The organism is Phycisphaerales bacterium (genome assembly GCA_040221175.1).
In the GTDB taxonomy this organism is placed as follows: Bacteria; Planctomycetota; Phycisphaerae; order Phycisphaerales; family UBA1924; genus JAHCJI01.
Window position 1 is genome coordinate 153,575 of the sequence record JAVJVK010000004.1, and the last position, 14,000, is coordinate 167,574.

Consider the following 14,000-nt stretch of genomic DNA (forward strand, 5'->3'; position numbering starts at 1 on the left):
AAACCCCGCCGGCGAAATCCGAAAACCGCGATTCCCAGCTATCCTCGAGCACGCTCCAACCCCGCTGCCCCGGAAAGGACCCCCATGCAAGACAGCCCAATGGTCACCGGCTTCGACCCCTCGTTCATCGCCCTGGTCGCCATCGTGGGCGGGGTGCTGGTCCTGAGCATCCTGTTCTTCATGGCCTTCCTCCAGGCCATCCTCAAGGACCGGCAGAAGGAGATGACCACCCGCGAGATCGCCGCGTACGTGGCCGAAGGGTCCATCTCGTCCGAGGACGCCGAGCGCATCCTGCACGGCAGCCGCCCGTGGCACGAGATCCGCGAGATCGCCCGGGCGGGCAAGCGGTACTGCGAGTCGCAGAAGGCCGGCAAGGCCGCGCCCGCCTAACCCACTCGCCAGGGTCACGAAGCTACGGGCGCACGGCCGCCCCGCCCTTGCGCGGGTCGGCGGCGCCGTCGAGTTCGCCCGTCGCGGGGTCTCGGCCGATGGCCTGCACCGCGCCGATGTCCTCGCGCGAGAACACGTCGTGGCCGAGTTGCTCGAGCGCCCGGCTCCACGCCGCCGCTGGCTCGGCTCCTTCACGCACTTCGACGTAGAGCCGGTCGGGCAGCCACTGATGGTGCAGCCGCGGTGCATCGACCGCCTGCCGGGCCGTCGCGCCGCCGCGGAGCATCCGCAGCAGGACCTGCACCGTCGACGTGATGATGCGCGGCCCGCCCGACGCGCCCGCGACCGCCAGGACCTCGCCTCGGCCATCGAGCACGATCGTGGGCGACATGCTCGAGAGCGGCCGCTTGCCGGGCTCGGGCAGGTTGTCGTCGGACTGAACCAGCCCGAAGGCGTTGGCTTCGCCCGGAATCGTCGTGAAGTCGTCCATCTGATCGTTCAGGCAGAAGCCGTAGCCCCGGACGCCGACGAGCGAGCCGAAGGCCAGGTTGATCGTTTCGGTGCACGCGACCGCGCCGCCGTGGGCGTCGATCACCGAGATGTGGCTGGTGCCGCCATCCTCGGGAAGGGCGACCGGAAGAAGGGAGGCCGTGCCGTAGGCCTCAGGCCCGAGCACGCCCTGGGGGTCGATCGCCGCGGCCATGCGGTCGAGCGCGTCCGCTTCCAGCATCTGCGCAACGGGTACGTCGACGAACGCCGGGTCGGCCATGTGCCGTGAGCGGTCGGCGAAGGCGTGCTTCATGCTCTCGGCCAGCGCGTGCGCCTCGGCCGGTGCGGGCCAGCCGGTGGCGGGCATGGCCAGGTCGAGCCGCTCGGCCAGGGCGAGGATCTGCGCGATCGCGACGCCGCCGCTTGAGGGCGGGGGCATCGAGAGGACGGTTCGTCCGCCAACGGCCATGCGCACCGGTTCGACCTCGCGCAGCTGGTAGCCCGCCAGGTCGTCCATGGTCAGCACGCCGCCGTCGGCCCGCACCGATTCGACGATGGCCTCGGCGATCGGCCCGCGGTAGAACGCATCGGCGCCATCGCGCGCGATCAGGCGCAGCGCTGCCGCCTGCTCGGGCAACACGATGCGGTCGCCGACCTCGATGCGCCCCTCGTTCATCAAACGCTGCCACACGAGCGGGAAGCGCTGCCGCCACGCGGCGTCGGCCTCGAACCGGTCAACCAGCGACCGGGCGGTGCGCACGTGGTGGGCGTCGGCCTCGAAGCCGACCTCGGCCAGTTCGATCGCCGGCGCCAGGACGATCTCGCGCGGGAGGGTGCCGTAGTGCTCCAGCGCGTGCAGCAGCCCCGCGACCGTGCCTGGCACCCCCACCGCCATGCCGCCGCGCTGCGACGCCAGCGGATCATCCAGGCCGGCGTAGGTCTCCGGGCCGACGCCCGCCGGGCAGGTCTCGCGGTAGTTGATGGCGACCGTGACATCGCCGTGCGTGGGGTCATCGACCAGGTGGACGAGCATGAACCCCCCGCCGCCGATGCCGCAGGCGTCGCTGCGCACGACCGAGAGGGCAAAGCTGGTCGCGACGGCCGCGTCGACCGCGTTGCCGCCGCGGGCCAGCATGCGTGCGCCGGCCTGCGCGGCAAGGGGGTGGTCGGCGGCGACCATGCCGCCGGCTCGTTGGCCCGCAGGGGCGTCCTGCGCCCGGGCGATGGCCGATGCAATGGCGATGCAGGTGCAGACGGCAAGCAACAGACGGGTCATGGCTGGCTTCCTTTCTCGGCCGTGGTCCGCGGCGCGACGTCCAGGCGGCGGCGGCGGGCGATCCAGTCGGTCGGGCGTTCTTCGGGCAGGGCGGCGTGCTCGCCGCCGCGCAGCGCGAAGCGGAGCAGGCCGATCGCGGCGCGGGCCAGCCCGGCCAGCAGGCCCGCCGCGCGCCGCGGCCACGGCATGAAGGGCGTGTGCGTCCAGCGGACGAGCCGGTAGCCCAGCAGGTGCAGCACCTCGCGGCGCAGCAGCACCGCGTACTCGGGCGCGACGACGATCGCGTGCGGTTCGCCCGCACGGGCCCGCACGCCGGGCAGCAGGCGCGGCGTCCAGCGATGCACCCAGGCCCGGCCGCGCAGCCAGGCCGACAGCCCGAGCCACGCACGCCCGACACGCGCAATCACGAAGAAGGCGTCGTCGCCCGGACGCACTTGCGCCTGGCGATTGGGCAGGAACAGCAGCCCGCTCGCGCCCGCCTTTATGGGCCGGGCGTCTTCGACGGCCACCACGATCTTGCCGCCCCGCACGGGCATGAACGCCACGGCCCCCGGTTGCATGGCAAAGTCGACGCCGCCGATCGCCACGCGCTCGCGGACGTCGTAGAAGTGTCCCGAGCGACCGCCCGAAGCCTGCGCCACGACGTCGCGCGGCGCCTCGCCAGCCGCCGTGCGAACCGAGGGCACGAGCATGCCCAGTCTGGCCATGGCCAGCAGGATCACCGCCTCGTGCACGTCGGCCGAGCGAGGATCGTCGTGCCGCCCGGCCTCGACGATGCACGACACGCAGCCCAACTGGTTGGTCGCGTAGTCCATGAGTAGGCCGGTGAGTTCTTCTTCCAGGCCGAGCACCTTGGGCAGGGGAAGGCCCGACGCGAACCGCCGCGCCGGCAGCGAATCTTCCAGCGCGATGAACGCGGGGCTGGCGCTCGAGACCGTGTGGAGGTCCAGCAGGTAGGCCTCGCCGCACGCTTCGGAGACCAACTCGCGAAGCTCGCCGATCAGCTCGGCCCGCTCGCGATGCTCGGCCGAATCGCCGGGTTCATCGGAGGGTTCGACGAACAGGCGGTTGAGATCGCGGTCGATGTAGCGCTCGCGCAACCAGGGCTCGGGCGCCTCGAGCGCCAGCGCCGCGAGGTTGCCGCGCAGGGACACCAATCGCCCGGCGTGGCAGGAAAGGCCCTGATCGTTCAGCCGGGCGTGGACGCGCCGGGCCGCCTCGATGCCCGCTGGTTCGTTGGCGTGCAGGCCACCGACGACGATCAGCGTCGGCCCGGGGGCCGGTCCGGCGTGTTCGGCGATGCGACGCGGCAGGACGCGAGGGCCAACGCCATGCCGGTCGGCGGCGATCATGCCTTGGAGACCCCACGCAGGGCACGCTCGAGCAGCGTGCGTGCGATCTTCGCGTAGTCGCGGTCGGAGACGATGCCGACCAGCCGCCCATCCTCGACGACCGGCAGGCACGCGACGCGATGCTCGCTCATCAGGCGAATTGCGTCGAGCGTGGGCGTGTCGGGCGTCACCGTGACGGGGTCGCGCACCATGATGTCCGACACCGGCATGGCGGCCGGATCCTTCGACGTTCGCTCGTGGGTCAGCACGCGGAGCAGCTTGCGATAGCTCACGATGCCCACCAGCCGGTGCTGCTCGTCCTCGACGGGGATGTGGCGCACGTGCTCCCAGTCCATGATGGAGGCGACCAGGTCGATGCACTCGCCCTCATTGACGGTGAACAGGTCGGTCGTCATGCACTGGGCGACGCGCGCGTATCCCAGGATGGCGTTGGTTCCTCCGTCGTCGCCCTCATCGGCGGCAATGGTCCACTCGTGCACGGGGCGCTGGCGGTCCTGGCGGTCGAGCATCGCCCGCGTCAGGCCCGCGAGGCTTCCGCGGTGCGAGGGCGCGCCCCGGGCGTGCGACGCGGCGTCGAGGATCCAACGGGCCCCGGTACGACCGGTCGAAACGCGAGCCTGGATGATGCCAAGCATCCGCTGGACGTCTTCTTCATTGACGCCCGCCGAGTCGAGCCCGTCCCGGGCCACGGGCAGGAACTCTTCCAGGATCAATTCGGCGATCGGATGATCGCGCCCGTCCAGCCAGGCCATGTGGGCGCTCAGGCCGTCGCGGGCGGCGCGCAGGAAGTTGTTCCGCGCGTCGCCGAGTTCGAGCCGCTCGGGAATGTCCGGCCAGGCAGCGGGCCCGGCGACCATCAGGCCGATCCAGAACGCCGCGTTGGCGACTTCGTCGACCATGGTGGGTCCCGAGGGCAGGATCCGGTTCTCGATGCGCAGGTGCGGTCGGCCCTCGGTCACGCCGTAGCACGGCCGCATCCACCGATACACCGACGAGTTGAACGCCTGCCACGAGGCGAGCTTGGGCGTCCGGCCGGCCTTGAGTTCTTCGATGGGGTCGGGCTGATCGTCCGCCGATGCGTACAACAACTGGCGGAAGCGGGCGACGTCGGCGCGGAGCACCTCGAGCACCGATGATTCGACCCAGGCCTCGCCGAATCGGACCCGGCCGACGAAGTCACGGTGTCCAACGCCCTCGCCACGCGTATCGACCGATTGCTGGAAGGTCGCGATGCGGGTCTCGCGCCACAAGCGCCGGCCGAAGAGCATCGGCGAGTTGACCGCGGCCGCCAGGACGGGCGCCGCCACGGCCAGCGCGACGTTGTAGGCGTCGGCAAATTCGCCGGGCGTCGTCTGGAAGTGCACCTGGAAGCTGGTGTTGACCGATTCGAGCATCACGCTGGGATGGCGGACCGAGAGTTCATCGGCGCCGTCGATGCGCAGCTCGTAGTCATCGCCACGAAGCTTGCGCAGCGCCGCATCGAGGCTGCGATACCGCGGGTTGGGCATGATGTTGTCGGTCGTCAGGTGCGAAAGGTCCACTGTCGGGCAGATGCCCGTCAGCAATGCCCGGGCGCCGAAGGACCGGCACGCGGCGTCGACCTTGCCGTAGAGGCCAGCCAGTTGCGCCTCGAGCGTGGCCAGGCAGGGACCGTCGAGATCGATGGGATCGCAGTTGAACTCGAGGTTGAAGCGCGCGATCTCGGGAACGACCCGGTCGTCATCGATGCGCTCGAGCAATGGTTCGGCGATCGGCGCCGGCTGCATGGCATGATCGATCAGAAACAGTTCCTGCTCGACGCCGATGCGGCGGCGGTCGGTCTCGAACATCGCGTGTTCGAGCATCCATTCCATCGCGTCCAGGTCGCGGAGGACACGCTGCATGGCCACCCGGTCGGCCTGCCCCCCGTCGGCCGAATTGATCCGTTGTACGCCCATGCCAGGCCGCCCCCACGCCGGAGGCCGTCTCCGACGCGCGAGGATAGCCGGATCGGGGCTCGCAGGGGGCCTCCAAACGGCTTCTGGAGGGTCCTGAGAGGGAAAAACAGTAGCATTTTGTTTGGATTCTCGCTTGCTTGAAAGGACTTTGTAAGGATACTGTCGGTCATGGGCTGGTCACGGTTCATGGCGGGGTTCGAGCGCGGCGTGCACGAGTTCCTGGCACAGACGCCGCCGATATCCCTGTGCGCCGGCATCGCGTCCATGGACCATCGAGAGGGGCTCCCCAAGGCACGAGATTCCACTGGCCTATCTGGCGGCCTGATCGTCTGGATCGGGCGACGGTGCTGGCCCTACCCACCCGCGCTCGTGAGTCCGGGGGTGGGAACCGCAGGCGATGCGGGATTGCTTGAGCGATCGGTGTACGTCGACCCACCCACTCGCGAGGATCGCCTGTGGGCGATGGACGTGGCCCTGCGCTCCCCCGCCGCCGCCGTGGTGGTGGCCGACGCCCGGGGACTGTCGATGGCCGGCTCGCGCCGCCTGCAGTTGGCCGCCGAGGCCGGCGGGGCCGTCGGCCTGCTCGCCCGGCGGCCGGACGAGCGGGGGGAGATCTCGGCGGCCGCCACGCGGTGGCTGGTTTCGCCCGGACCGCCGGAGGGGGCCGACCCCGCCCGACCGACATGGACGCTCCGACTGCTGCGCCGCAAGGGACTGCGGCCCATGACCGAGGACGCGCGGGACTGGACCGTGCGATTGGACGATGCCACGCGCCTTGTCAGTGTGGATGCCGATGCTGCCGATCGACCTGCTGCGGCGGCGCGACCGGGCCGGTGGGCTCATGCGGCCGGCTCGGGGTGAGCACGTGCTCGTTGCCCACACCGCCGGCCAGCGCCGCGTTGTCGCGGCCTGCTGCCAGCGATCGCGCGATGCGGGCGTGCACCCCGGCCTGCCGGTGGCCCAGGCCCGCGCGGTGCTGCCGGCCGGCACGGTGCGCCTGGAGGAGGCGACCCCCGCAGCCGACGCCGCGCGCCTGCGGGCCCTGGCGGTGTGGGCCCGGCGGTTCTCGCCGCTGGTGCAGGTCGATGGGGCAGATGGTCTGTGGCTGGACATCACCGGCTGTGCGCACCTGTTCGGTGGTGAAGAGGGCATGTGCAAGGCCGTGCGCCATGGGCTTGCGAAGCTGGGAATCTCGACGCGCGTTGCCATCGCCGACACGCACGGCTGCGCGTGGGCGGTGGCACGATTCGGTGACATGGACATCGCGATCGTCCCGGTAGGCGGGCAGCGCAAGGCAATGTCACCATTGCCGATCGCCGCGCTGGGGCTGCATGCGAAGACGAACCGCGCCCTGGAAGAACTGGCCATCGACCGCGTCGGGCACCTGCTGGACATCCCCCGCGGCGTCCTGCCCGCCCGGTTCGGCAAGGAACTGCTGCTGGCGCTCGACTGCACCCTTGGCCACGCCATGGAGCCGCTCGACCCCGTCCGGCCCGTGGCGCCGTGCCGGGCCGAACGCGCGTTCGATGGGTACACGACGAATGTGGAGCCCATCGAATTGGCGATCCGCGAATTGCTGGGCGAGGCGTGCGGTCAGTTGGAAGAACGCGGCCGCGGCGCGCGACGGCTGGTCGTCGAGCTGGGCCGGTACGAGCTCGAGCCGGTGCGGCTGGTGATTGCCCTGAGCGTGCCCAGCCGCGACCCCAAGCACCTCTGGACGCTCGTGCGGCCCAGGCTCGAGCGGGCCCATCTTGGGTTTGGGGTCGATCGCGTGGCGGTGACGACGACGCGCGATGCGCCCATGCCTGGCGCGCAAGCCGAGCAATGGGAGGACCGTGCGCGATCGAGCAAGGCAGCGGCGGGCGAGTTGGTCGACGTGCTCGCGGGGCGATTGGGCGCCAACGCCGTGCGCGGCGCGGTGCTGACCCAGTCTCACCTGCCCGAGCGGGCCTTCGACTGGACGGCGCCCCTGGCTGCGCAGGCGCACGACGTTCGCCCACCGGGCACGCGTCCGACGTTGCTCTTCGAGCCGCCGATGGAGACCACCGCCGTGGCGCTCACGCCCGATGGCCCGGTTCACCGCATCCGCTGGCAGGGCGAGGACCGCGTCGTGGTCTCGTGCGTCGGGCCTGAACGCCTTGGCCACGAGTGGTGGCGAGGGCGCGGCTCCACGCGCGACTACTTCCGCGTGCGCTGCGAGGACGGCACGTGCCTCTGGGTGGCACGCGCGAGAGAGACCGGCCGGTGGTATGTGCACGGTGTGTGGGCCTGAGGATCGCCGCGATGCCCGAGAACGAGTTTCCGAAGATCAAGGCCCACCCCTTCCGCGAAGCCCAGCAACGCCGGGGCGATGCCCCCACGCCCGCACAGCTCGCGGCGACGCCCTACGCCGAACTGGCGGTGACGAGCAACTACACGTTCCTCACCGGCGCGAGCCATCCCGAGGAGTTCGTCGATCGCGCTGCCGACCTGGGCCACGCCGCCGCGGCCATCGCCGACACCAACACACTGGCCGGCGTGGTGCGCGCGCACGTGGCGGCAAAGGAGCGCGGCATCCCGCTGGCCGTCGGATCGCGGTTGGTGATGGGCGACGGGCTGGCGATGCTGGCGTTCGCGACCGATCGCCCGGCGTACAGCCGCCTGAGCCGCCTGCTGACGCTGGGCAAACGCCGGGCCCCCAAGGGCGAGTGCCATCTGGAGCTGCACGACCTGCTCGAGCACCAAGCCGGCCTGCTCGCCGTCGTCGTGCCGCCGGCCGTGCTCGACGAGGACTTCATCGCGGTGCTGCACGGCATGCGCGAGACCTTCGATGATCGCCTCTCGATGGCTGCCGCGCGCACCTACCGGCCCGACGACCACGAGCGGTTCGCGCAGCTCGCCGCGCTCTCGCAGTACACCCGCGTGCCGCTGGTTGCCAGCAACGACGCGCACTACCACGACCCCGGCCGCCGCGAGCTGCAGGACGTGCTCACGTGCATTCGCCACGGCTGCACGGTCGACACCGCCGGCTATCGGCTGCACCCCAACGCCGAGCGGCACCTGAAGCCCGCCGACGAGATGGCCCGGCTGTTCCGCGATCTGCCCGGCGCCGTCGAGCGAGCGGCCGAGGTCGCGTTACGGGCGACAGCGTTCAGCATGGACGAGCTGCGATACCAGTACCCCGCCGAGGCCTGCCCCGAAGGCATGAGCCCGCCGGCCTACCTGCGGCGCGAGACGCTGCGCGGGGCCGAGCGTCGCTACCCGGATGGCGTACCCGAGAAGGTTCGTGGCACGATCGAGCATGAATTGGCCTTGATCGCCGAGCTTGGCTACGAGGCGTACTTCCTGACGTGCTACGACATCATGAACTTTGCGCGCATGCGCGGCATCCTGTGCCAGGGGCGGGGCGGGGCGGCCAACAGCGCGGTGTGTTACTGCCTTGGCATCACAGAGGTCGACCCCTCCACGCACAGCGTGCTCTTCGAGCGTTTTATAAGTCGAAGCCGGGGCGAGCCGCCGGACATCGACATCGACTTCGAGCACGAGCGCCGCGAGGAGGTCATCCAGTACCTCTACCAGAAATACGGGCGCGACCGTGCGGCATTGACGGCCGAGGTCATTACCTACCGCGGACGCAGCGCCGTGCGCGAGGTGGGCAAGGCGCTGGGCCTCTCGCTCGACGGCGTCGATACGCTGGCCCGCAACCTCGACCGCTGGGGCGACGACCCGGGAGACGGGCGTATTCGTGAGGCGGGATTCGATCCCGAAGATCCCACGATGGGCCGCATCATGCGCCTGACGCGCGAGCTGATCGGTTTCCCGCGGCACCTGTCCCAGCACGTGGGCGGCTTCGTCATCACCAACGGCCCGCTGCACGACCTGGTCCCCATCGAGAACGCGGCGATGGAAGACCGCACGGTCATCGAATGGGACAAGGACGACATCGACGCGATGGGGATGTTGAAGGTTGATTGCCTGGGGCTTGGGATGCTGACGTGCGTGCGCAAGTCACTGGAATTTAGCGGATCGCAGACGTTCAATCGATTCCGGGGCATCATCGGCAGCATGGCCGATCCGGCCGTCTACGACATGATCTGTCGGGCTGACACCGTCGGGGTGTTCCAGATCGAGAGCCGGGCGCAGATGTCTATGCTGCCGCGTTTGAAGCCCCGGTGCTTCTACGACCTGGTCATCGAGGTCGCCATCGTCAGGCCCGGGCCGATTCAGGGCGACATGGTGCACCCATACCTCCGGCGGCGCGAGGGGGCCGAGCCGGTCAGCTTTCCCAGCGAGGAGGTCCGGGCCGTACTCGAGCGCACGCTTGGCGTGCCCCTGTTCCAGGAGCAGGCGATGCAACTTGCCATCTGCGCGGGCGGGTTCACGCCCGACGAGGCCGATGCTCTGCGCCGCGCCATGGCCGCGTGGAAGCGCAAGGGCGACCAGATCTACCGCTTCGGGCAGAAGCTGGTCGACGGCATGACCGCCAACGGCTACCCGCGCGACTTCGCCGAGCGGTGCTTCGAGCAGATCCGCGGCTTCAGCGAGTACGGCTTCCCGGAATCGCACGCGGCCAGCTTCGCCATCCTCGTGTGGGTGTCGTGCTGGCTCAAGCGGCACGAGCCCGCGGCGTTCTGTGCGGCCCTCATCAACAGCCAGCCGATGGGCTTCTACCAGCCCGCCCAGATCGTCCGCGACGCCAGGGAGCACGGCGTCGAGGTTCGGCCCATCGACGTAAACAAGAGCGCGTGGGATTGCACATTGGAGGGAAGAGACGAAGAGATAGAGAGACGACGAGACGAAGTGAAGAATGAGGATCCAACCTCATGGGGATCAAACGGGCCGGCGGTGCGGCTGGGGATGCGGCTGGCAAAGGGGATGGTCGAGGCCGATGCGCATCGAATCGCCGACGCGGTGGCGATGCACGGGCCGTTCGAGACCGTCGAAAGGTTGTGGCGGGCAAGCCAGGTAAGCGTGCGGAGCCTGCGGGCGCTGGCCAATGCCGACGCGTTCAACTCCATGGGACTCGACCGCCAGCGGGCGCTCTGGCAGATCAAGCCGCTGCGCGATGATCCGCTGCCGCTGTTCGACCCGATCGAAAGGGACGCCAACCGCGACACCGACGCGCTGGACGACCTGCCGGCCGTGCCCGCCAACCGCATGGTGCTGGAGGACTACGCCAGCATGGGCTTGTCGCTCAAGGCGCACCCGATGTCGTTCATCCGCGAGACGCTCGATACCCGAGGCGTGACGCCCACCAGCGACCTCCGCCGCGAGAGGCTGTGCCCGCAGGGCCGGGAGGTCTCCGTCGCAGGCCTGGTGCTCATGCGCCAGCGACCCGGGACGGCGTCGGGCGTGGTGTTTATTACCCTCGAAGACGAGACCGGCATCGCGAACCTTATTCTGTGGAAGGACACCTTCGAGCAGTTCCGCCGCGTGGCACGGCTCAGCCGCGTAATGCTCGCCCACGGCCGGATCGAGCGGCAGGGCGAGGTGGTGCACGTGCACGTACATCGGCTGGAATGCCTGGACGAGCAACTCGACACGCTCGTGGTCAAGTCGCGCGATTTTCACTAGGCCCGGGGCACTATCCTTTTCCCATGTGCGGACGATACACGTACAAGTTCACCTGGCGGCAGATCCACGAGCAGCTCACGGCGTTCGACCTTGCCCTGGCCGACGCGGCGCTGCAGTGTGCCGATCCACCGCCGCGGTACAACGTGGCCCCGACGACCGACGTGCCCGTACTGCGAGCCATCAAGGACAAAACGCACGTCTTCAAGACCGCGCAGATGCGGTGGTGGCTCGTGCCATCGTGGTCCAAGGAACCCAGCACGAAGTACCCGATGTTCAACGCGCGGAGCGAGGACGCGGCGAAGAAGCCGTCGTTCCGCGGGCCGTTCAGGTATAAGCGGTGCATCATCCCCGCCAGCGGCTTCTACGAATGGAAGAAGCTTGGAGAAAAGCAGAAGCAGCCCTACTACATCACCCGGGCCGACGGACAGGTGCTGTACTTCGCCGGCCTGTGGGACTGCTGGCGGGACGAGCTGGAATCGTGCGCAATCCTGACCACATCGCCCAACGCCGAGATGGGCCAGTTGCACAACCGCATGCCCTGCATCCTCGAACCCGAGAACCTCTGGCAGTGGTGCGACCCGGCCCAGAAAGAGCCCGAGGCCGTCCAGCCCCTGCTCGGCCCCGCGCCGGACGGCATCCTCGAGACCACGCCGGTGTCGACGCGGGTGGGCAACGTCCGCAACGACGACCCGGATCTGACCGAGGCCGTCGAGCCGGCGGACTGAGGACGTAGTCGGCGCACAACAAACGGGACCCTGACGGGTCCCGAAAAGTGGGCGATACAGGACTTGAACCTGTGACCTCCTCGATGTCAACGAGGCGCGCTAGCCAACTGCGCTAATCGCCCGGAATGTCGCCGCGAAGCCCTTGCAAGCCTCCCGCGGGGCGGAGAGTATATCGGCCCGCAACCCCCGCGGCGAGAGTCCGTACAATCTTCGGGTCGCCGACCAGCCGGGCCATGCCACTGCGGTGTCCGCCCGGCCCCACCCATCGCGGCGATCGGCCCCGGGCCCCCCTCCCCCCACGCACCCCGCCCGGGCACAGGAGGCCGCCCATGCGCGCCACGACACCCATGCTGCTTGCCCTTGTCGGCTCGCTTTCGACCCTGGCGAACGCCCAGGATGCCCCCGGGCCGGCCGCCCCGGCCCCGAGCTCGCTGCCAACGGTCGAGCCGCCGGCCGAACTCGAACGCCCCGAAGACGTGCAGGAAGCCCTGCGGGCCCACCACCTGCGCCGCGAGCAGCTCGAGGTCGAGCTCCGCCGCATCCGGCACACCTACTTCCGAAACCCGCGCGCAAAGGACCTGCGGGCTGCGGGCATCGAGAAGCTCAAGGAGTACAACGACCCGGCGATCTTCGAGTCGATGATCGAGATGTTCAGCCGCAGCGGCGACGACGTGATCGAGGCGATCATGGGCCATCTGGCCGAGCTCGACACGCCCGAGGCACTGGCGACCATCGCCTGGACGGCCGTGTTCGACACGCACCCGCGCCGCCGCTCGATGGCCACGGACGTGCTGGCCAACTCGCTCAAGAACCGAGAAGCCCCACACACGGTCAAGAGCGTGGTCGCCGACGGCCTGCGCCGCAGCCACGACCCGCACGTAGCCAACGCCGCCGGCCTTGCGGCAACCTTGAAGATGGCCGACGCGATCCCCGCGATGATTGCAAGCCAGGTCGTCGGCCGCGGCACCGGCAGCGACGGCGGCGCGCTCGCCTACATCCTCATCGGCCAGCAGCAGGCGTTCGTGAGCGACCTGGAGCCGGTCGTTGGCGACAGCGCCGTCGCGTTCGACCCCGAGCTGAGCGTCGTGACCGAGGGCGTCGTGCTCCGCGTGCTCGACTCGGTCGTGGTGACCTACCGCGTCGAGGTGCACGAGGCGCTCGTTCGCCTGACCAGCGACCTGAGCGGCAAGGACACCAGCTACCTGGGCTGGGACGTGCCCAAGTGGCGGAAGTGGTATACGAAGGAGTTTCTGCCCGGACGCGGACCGACCTGAGGCAAGTGGCCCGGGCTTGCGCCAGGGTCTCGCTGCGCCCCTACTGCACCAGCCCCTTCGTCAACCGCATGAACGCCGTCTCAAGGTTTACCGCTTCTTCGGTGAAGCTCGCCAGCCGGAAGCCGTTGTTGATCAGGATGCTCGGCACGTCGGCGATGGCGACGGCGCCTTGCTGATCCAGCGTCGCGTGGATCTCGACACCGTCGTCGCCGTCGACCAAGTCGGCCTTCTTCACGCCCGGCAGCTTCTTGAGCACCTCGGCCGCCTCGGGGCTGCGCTCGGTCACGCGGATGTGCAGCACCTGTCCCACGCGGGCACGGCCGAGCGCTTCGCGCACGGTGCCCGTGTAGAGCAGTTTGCCCTGCTCGATGATGCCCACGACGTTGCACAGCTCGGCCAGCTCGTGCAGGATGTGGCTGGAGATCAGGATGGTCTTGCCCATCCGCTTGAGTTCCTTGAGCAGCTCTCGGATCTCGATGCGGGCGCGGGGGTCAAGGCCTGACGCAGGCTCGTCCATCAGCAGCACTTTGGGGTCATGCAGCAGCACCCGCGCGACGCTCAGCCGCTGCTGCATGCCACGGCTCAGGCTGTTCACCTCCGCGGTTGCCTTGTAGGTCAGGTCGGTCAGTTCGAGCACGTCGTTGACCACCGTCTTGCGCTGCTTGCCGTGGATGTCGTACGCGGCGGCGAAGAACTCGAGGTACTCGGTGACGACCATGTCTTCATACGCGCCCATGAAGTCGGGCACGTAACCAATCAATGGACGGATGAGCCGGTTCTGGTAGCCGATCGTGTGCCCGGCGACCTGCGCCTGGCCGCTGCTGGGCTTGAGCAGGGTGGCCAGGATCTTGATCGTCGTGGTCTTGCCCGCGCCATTCGGGCCGATGAAGCCGAAGCAATCGCCCTCGTCGATGGCCAGGTTGAGGTTGTCAAGGGCTACGAGGTCGCCGTAGCGCTTGGTCAGGTTGATGGTCTCGATGATCGGCACGGTCACGTCCTCTGTC

Annotated in this window: 10 protein-coding genes and 1 tRNA gene; 6 read left to right on the top strand and 5 right to left on the bottom strand. The window is 69.3% G+C overall.

Annotation, left to right across the window (positions count from 1 at the left end; genetic code table 11):
- Positions 1-84: 84 nt before the first annotated feature.
- Positions 85-390, top strand: a complete 306-nt coding sequence (locus RIE32_02795) for a hypothetical protein (protein ID MEQ9095172.1) — start codon at positions 85-87, stop codon at positions 388-390.
- A gap of 22 nt (positions 391-412) precedes the next feature.
- On the opposite strand, the gene ggt is transcribed toward RIE32_02795, so the two are convergent.
- The 3 genes from ggt to RIE32_02810 are packed head-to-tail and all read right to left on the bottom strand — an operon-like array spanning position 413 to position 5,444.
- Positions 413-2,155 carry a gamma-glutamyltransferase gene (gene ggt, locus RIE32_02800; protein MEQ9095173.1) on the bottom strand — a complete coding sequence of 581 codons (1,743 nt, stop codon included), beginning with the start codon at positions 2,153-2,155 and terminating at the stop codon, positions 413-415.
- A complete protein-coding gene (locus RIE32_02805; protein ID MEQ9095174.1) occupies positions 2,152-3,507 on the bottom strand; it encodes a succinylglutamate desuccinylase/aspartoacylase family protein in 1,356 nt (451 codons plus the stop codon). Before RIE32_02805 ends, ggt begins: the two co-directional genes overlap by 4 nt.
- Positions 3,504-5,444, bottom strand: coding sequence for a CBS domain-containing protein (locus tag RIE32_02810; protein ID MEQ9095175.1), 1,941 nt, complete (start codon positions 5,442-5,444; stop codon positions 3,504-3,506). The genes RIE32_02805 and RIE32_02810 overlap by 4 nt, the downstream gene beginning before the upstream one ends.
- A gap of 168 nt (positions 5,445-5,612) precedes the next feature.
- On the opposite strand from RIE32_02810, the gene RIE32_02815 reads away from it, so the two are divergent.
- From RIE32_02815 to RIE32_02830, 4 genes are read left to right on the top strand one after another with little or no spacing between them, the layout of a single operon-like run.
- On the top strand, positions 5,613-6,305 hold the full coding sequence (locus RIE32_02815; protein MEQ9095176.1) for a hypothetical protein: 693 nt from the start codon (positions 5,613-5,615) through the stop codon (positions 6,303-6,305).
- On the top strand, positions 6,208-7,716 hold the full coding sequence (locus RIE32_02820; GenBank protein ID MEQ9095177.1) for a DNA polymerase Y family protein: 1,509 nt from the start codon (positions 6,208-6,210) through the stop codon (positions 7,714-7,716). Before RIE32_02815 ends, RIE32_02820 begins: the two co-directional genes overlap by 98 nt.
- Before the next feature lie 11 nt (positions 7,717-7,727).
- The gene (locus tag RIE32_02825) at positions 7,728-10,997 is read left to right on the top strand and encodes an error-prone DNA polymerase (GenBank protein ID MEQ9095178.1); all 3,270 of its coding nucleotides are present in this window, start codon (positions 7,728-7,730) and stop codon (positions 10,995-10,997) included.
- Between the two features lie 23 nt (positions 10,998-11,020).
- Positions 11,021-11,722: an SOS response-associated peptidase gene (locus tag RIE32_02830; GenBank protein ID MEQ9095179.1), complete on the top strand. Its 702-nt coding sequence runs from the start codon at positions 11,021-11,023 to the stop codon at positions 11,720-11,722.
- Between the two features lie 48 nt (positions 11,723-11,770).
- Here RIE32_02830 and RIE32_02835 read toward each other — a convergent pair.
- Positions 11,771-11,844: transfer RNA gene (locus RIE32_02835), tRNA-Val, on the bottom strand.
- 207 nt (positions 11,845-12,051) lie between these two features.
- Between RIE32_02835 and RIE32_02840 the strand changes: the two genes are divergently transcribed.
- Positions 12,052-12,996 carry a hypothetical protein gene (locus tag RIE32_02840; GenBank protein ID MEQ9095180.1) on the top strand — a complete coding sequence of 315 codons (945 nt, stop codon included), beginning with the start codon at positions 12,052-12,054 and terminating at the stop codon, positions 12,994-12,996.
- Positions 12,997-13,036: 40 nt separating this feature from the next.
- Here the strand turns inward: RIE32_02840 and RIE32_02845 are convergent, their stop codons facing one another.
- Entirely contained in the window at positions 13,037-13,990 is a 954-nt protein-coding gene (locus RIE32_02845; protein ID MEQ9095181.1) for an ABC transporter ATP-binding protein, read from the bottom strand.
- Between the last annotated feature and the right edge of the window lie 10 nt (positions 13,991-14,000).

What these genes read in the sequence shown, in the direction of transcription:
- RIE32_02795 (MEQ9095172.1), top strand. Translation starts at nt 85, where the DNA reads ATGCAAGACAGCCCAATGGTCACCGGCTTCGACCCCTCGTTCATCGCC.
- ggt (MEQ9095173.1), bottom strand. Translation starts at nt 2,155, where the DNA reads ATGACCCGTCTGTTGCTTGCCGTCTGCACCTGCATCGCCATTGCATCG.
- RIE32_02805 (MEQ9095174.1), bottom strand. Translation starts at nt 3,507, where the DNA reads ATGATCGCCGCCGACCGGCATGGCGTTGGCCCTCGCGTCCTGCCGCGT.
- RIE32_02810 (MEQ9095175.1), bottom strand. Translation starts at nt 5,444, where the DNA reads ATGGGCGTACAACGGATCAATTCGGCCGACGGGGGGCAGGCCGACCGG.
- RIE32_02815 (MEQ9095176.1), top strand. Translation starts at nt 5,613, where the DNA reads ATGGGCTGGTCACGGTTCATGGCGGGGTTCGAGCGCGGCGTGCACGAG.
- RIE32_02820 (MEQ9095177.1), top strand. Translation starts at nt 6,208, where the DNA reads ATGCCACGCGCCTTGTCAGTGTGGATGCCGATGCTGCCGATCGACCTG.
- RIE32_02825 (MEQ9095178.1), top strand. Translation starts at nt 7,728, where the DNA reads ATGCCCGAGAACGAGTTTCCGAAGATCAAGGCCCACCCCTTCCGCGAA.
- RIE32_02830 (MEQ9095179.1), top strand. Translation starts at nt 11,021, where the DNA reads ATGTGCGGACGATACACGTACAAGTTCACCTGGCGGCAGATCCACGAG.
- RIE32_02840 (MEQ9095180.1), top strand. Translation starts at nt 12,052, where the DNA reads ATGCGCGCCACGACACCCATGCTGCTTGCCCTTGTCGGCTCGCTTTCG.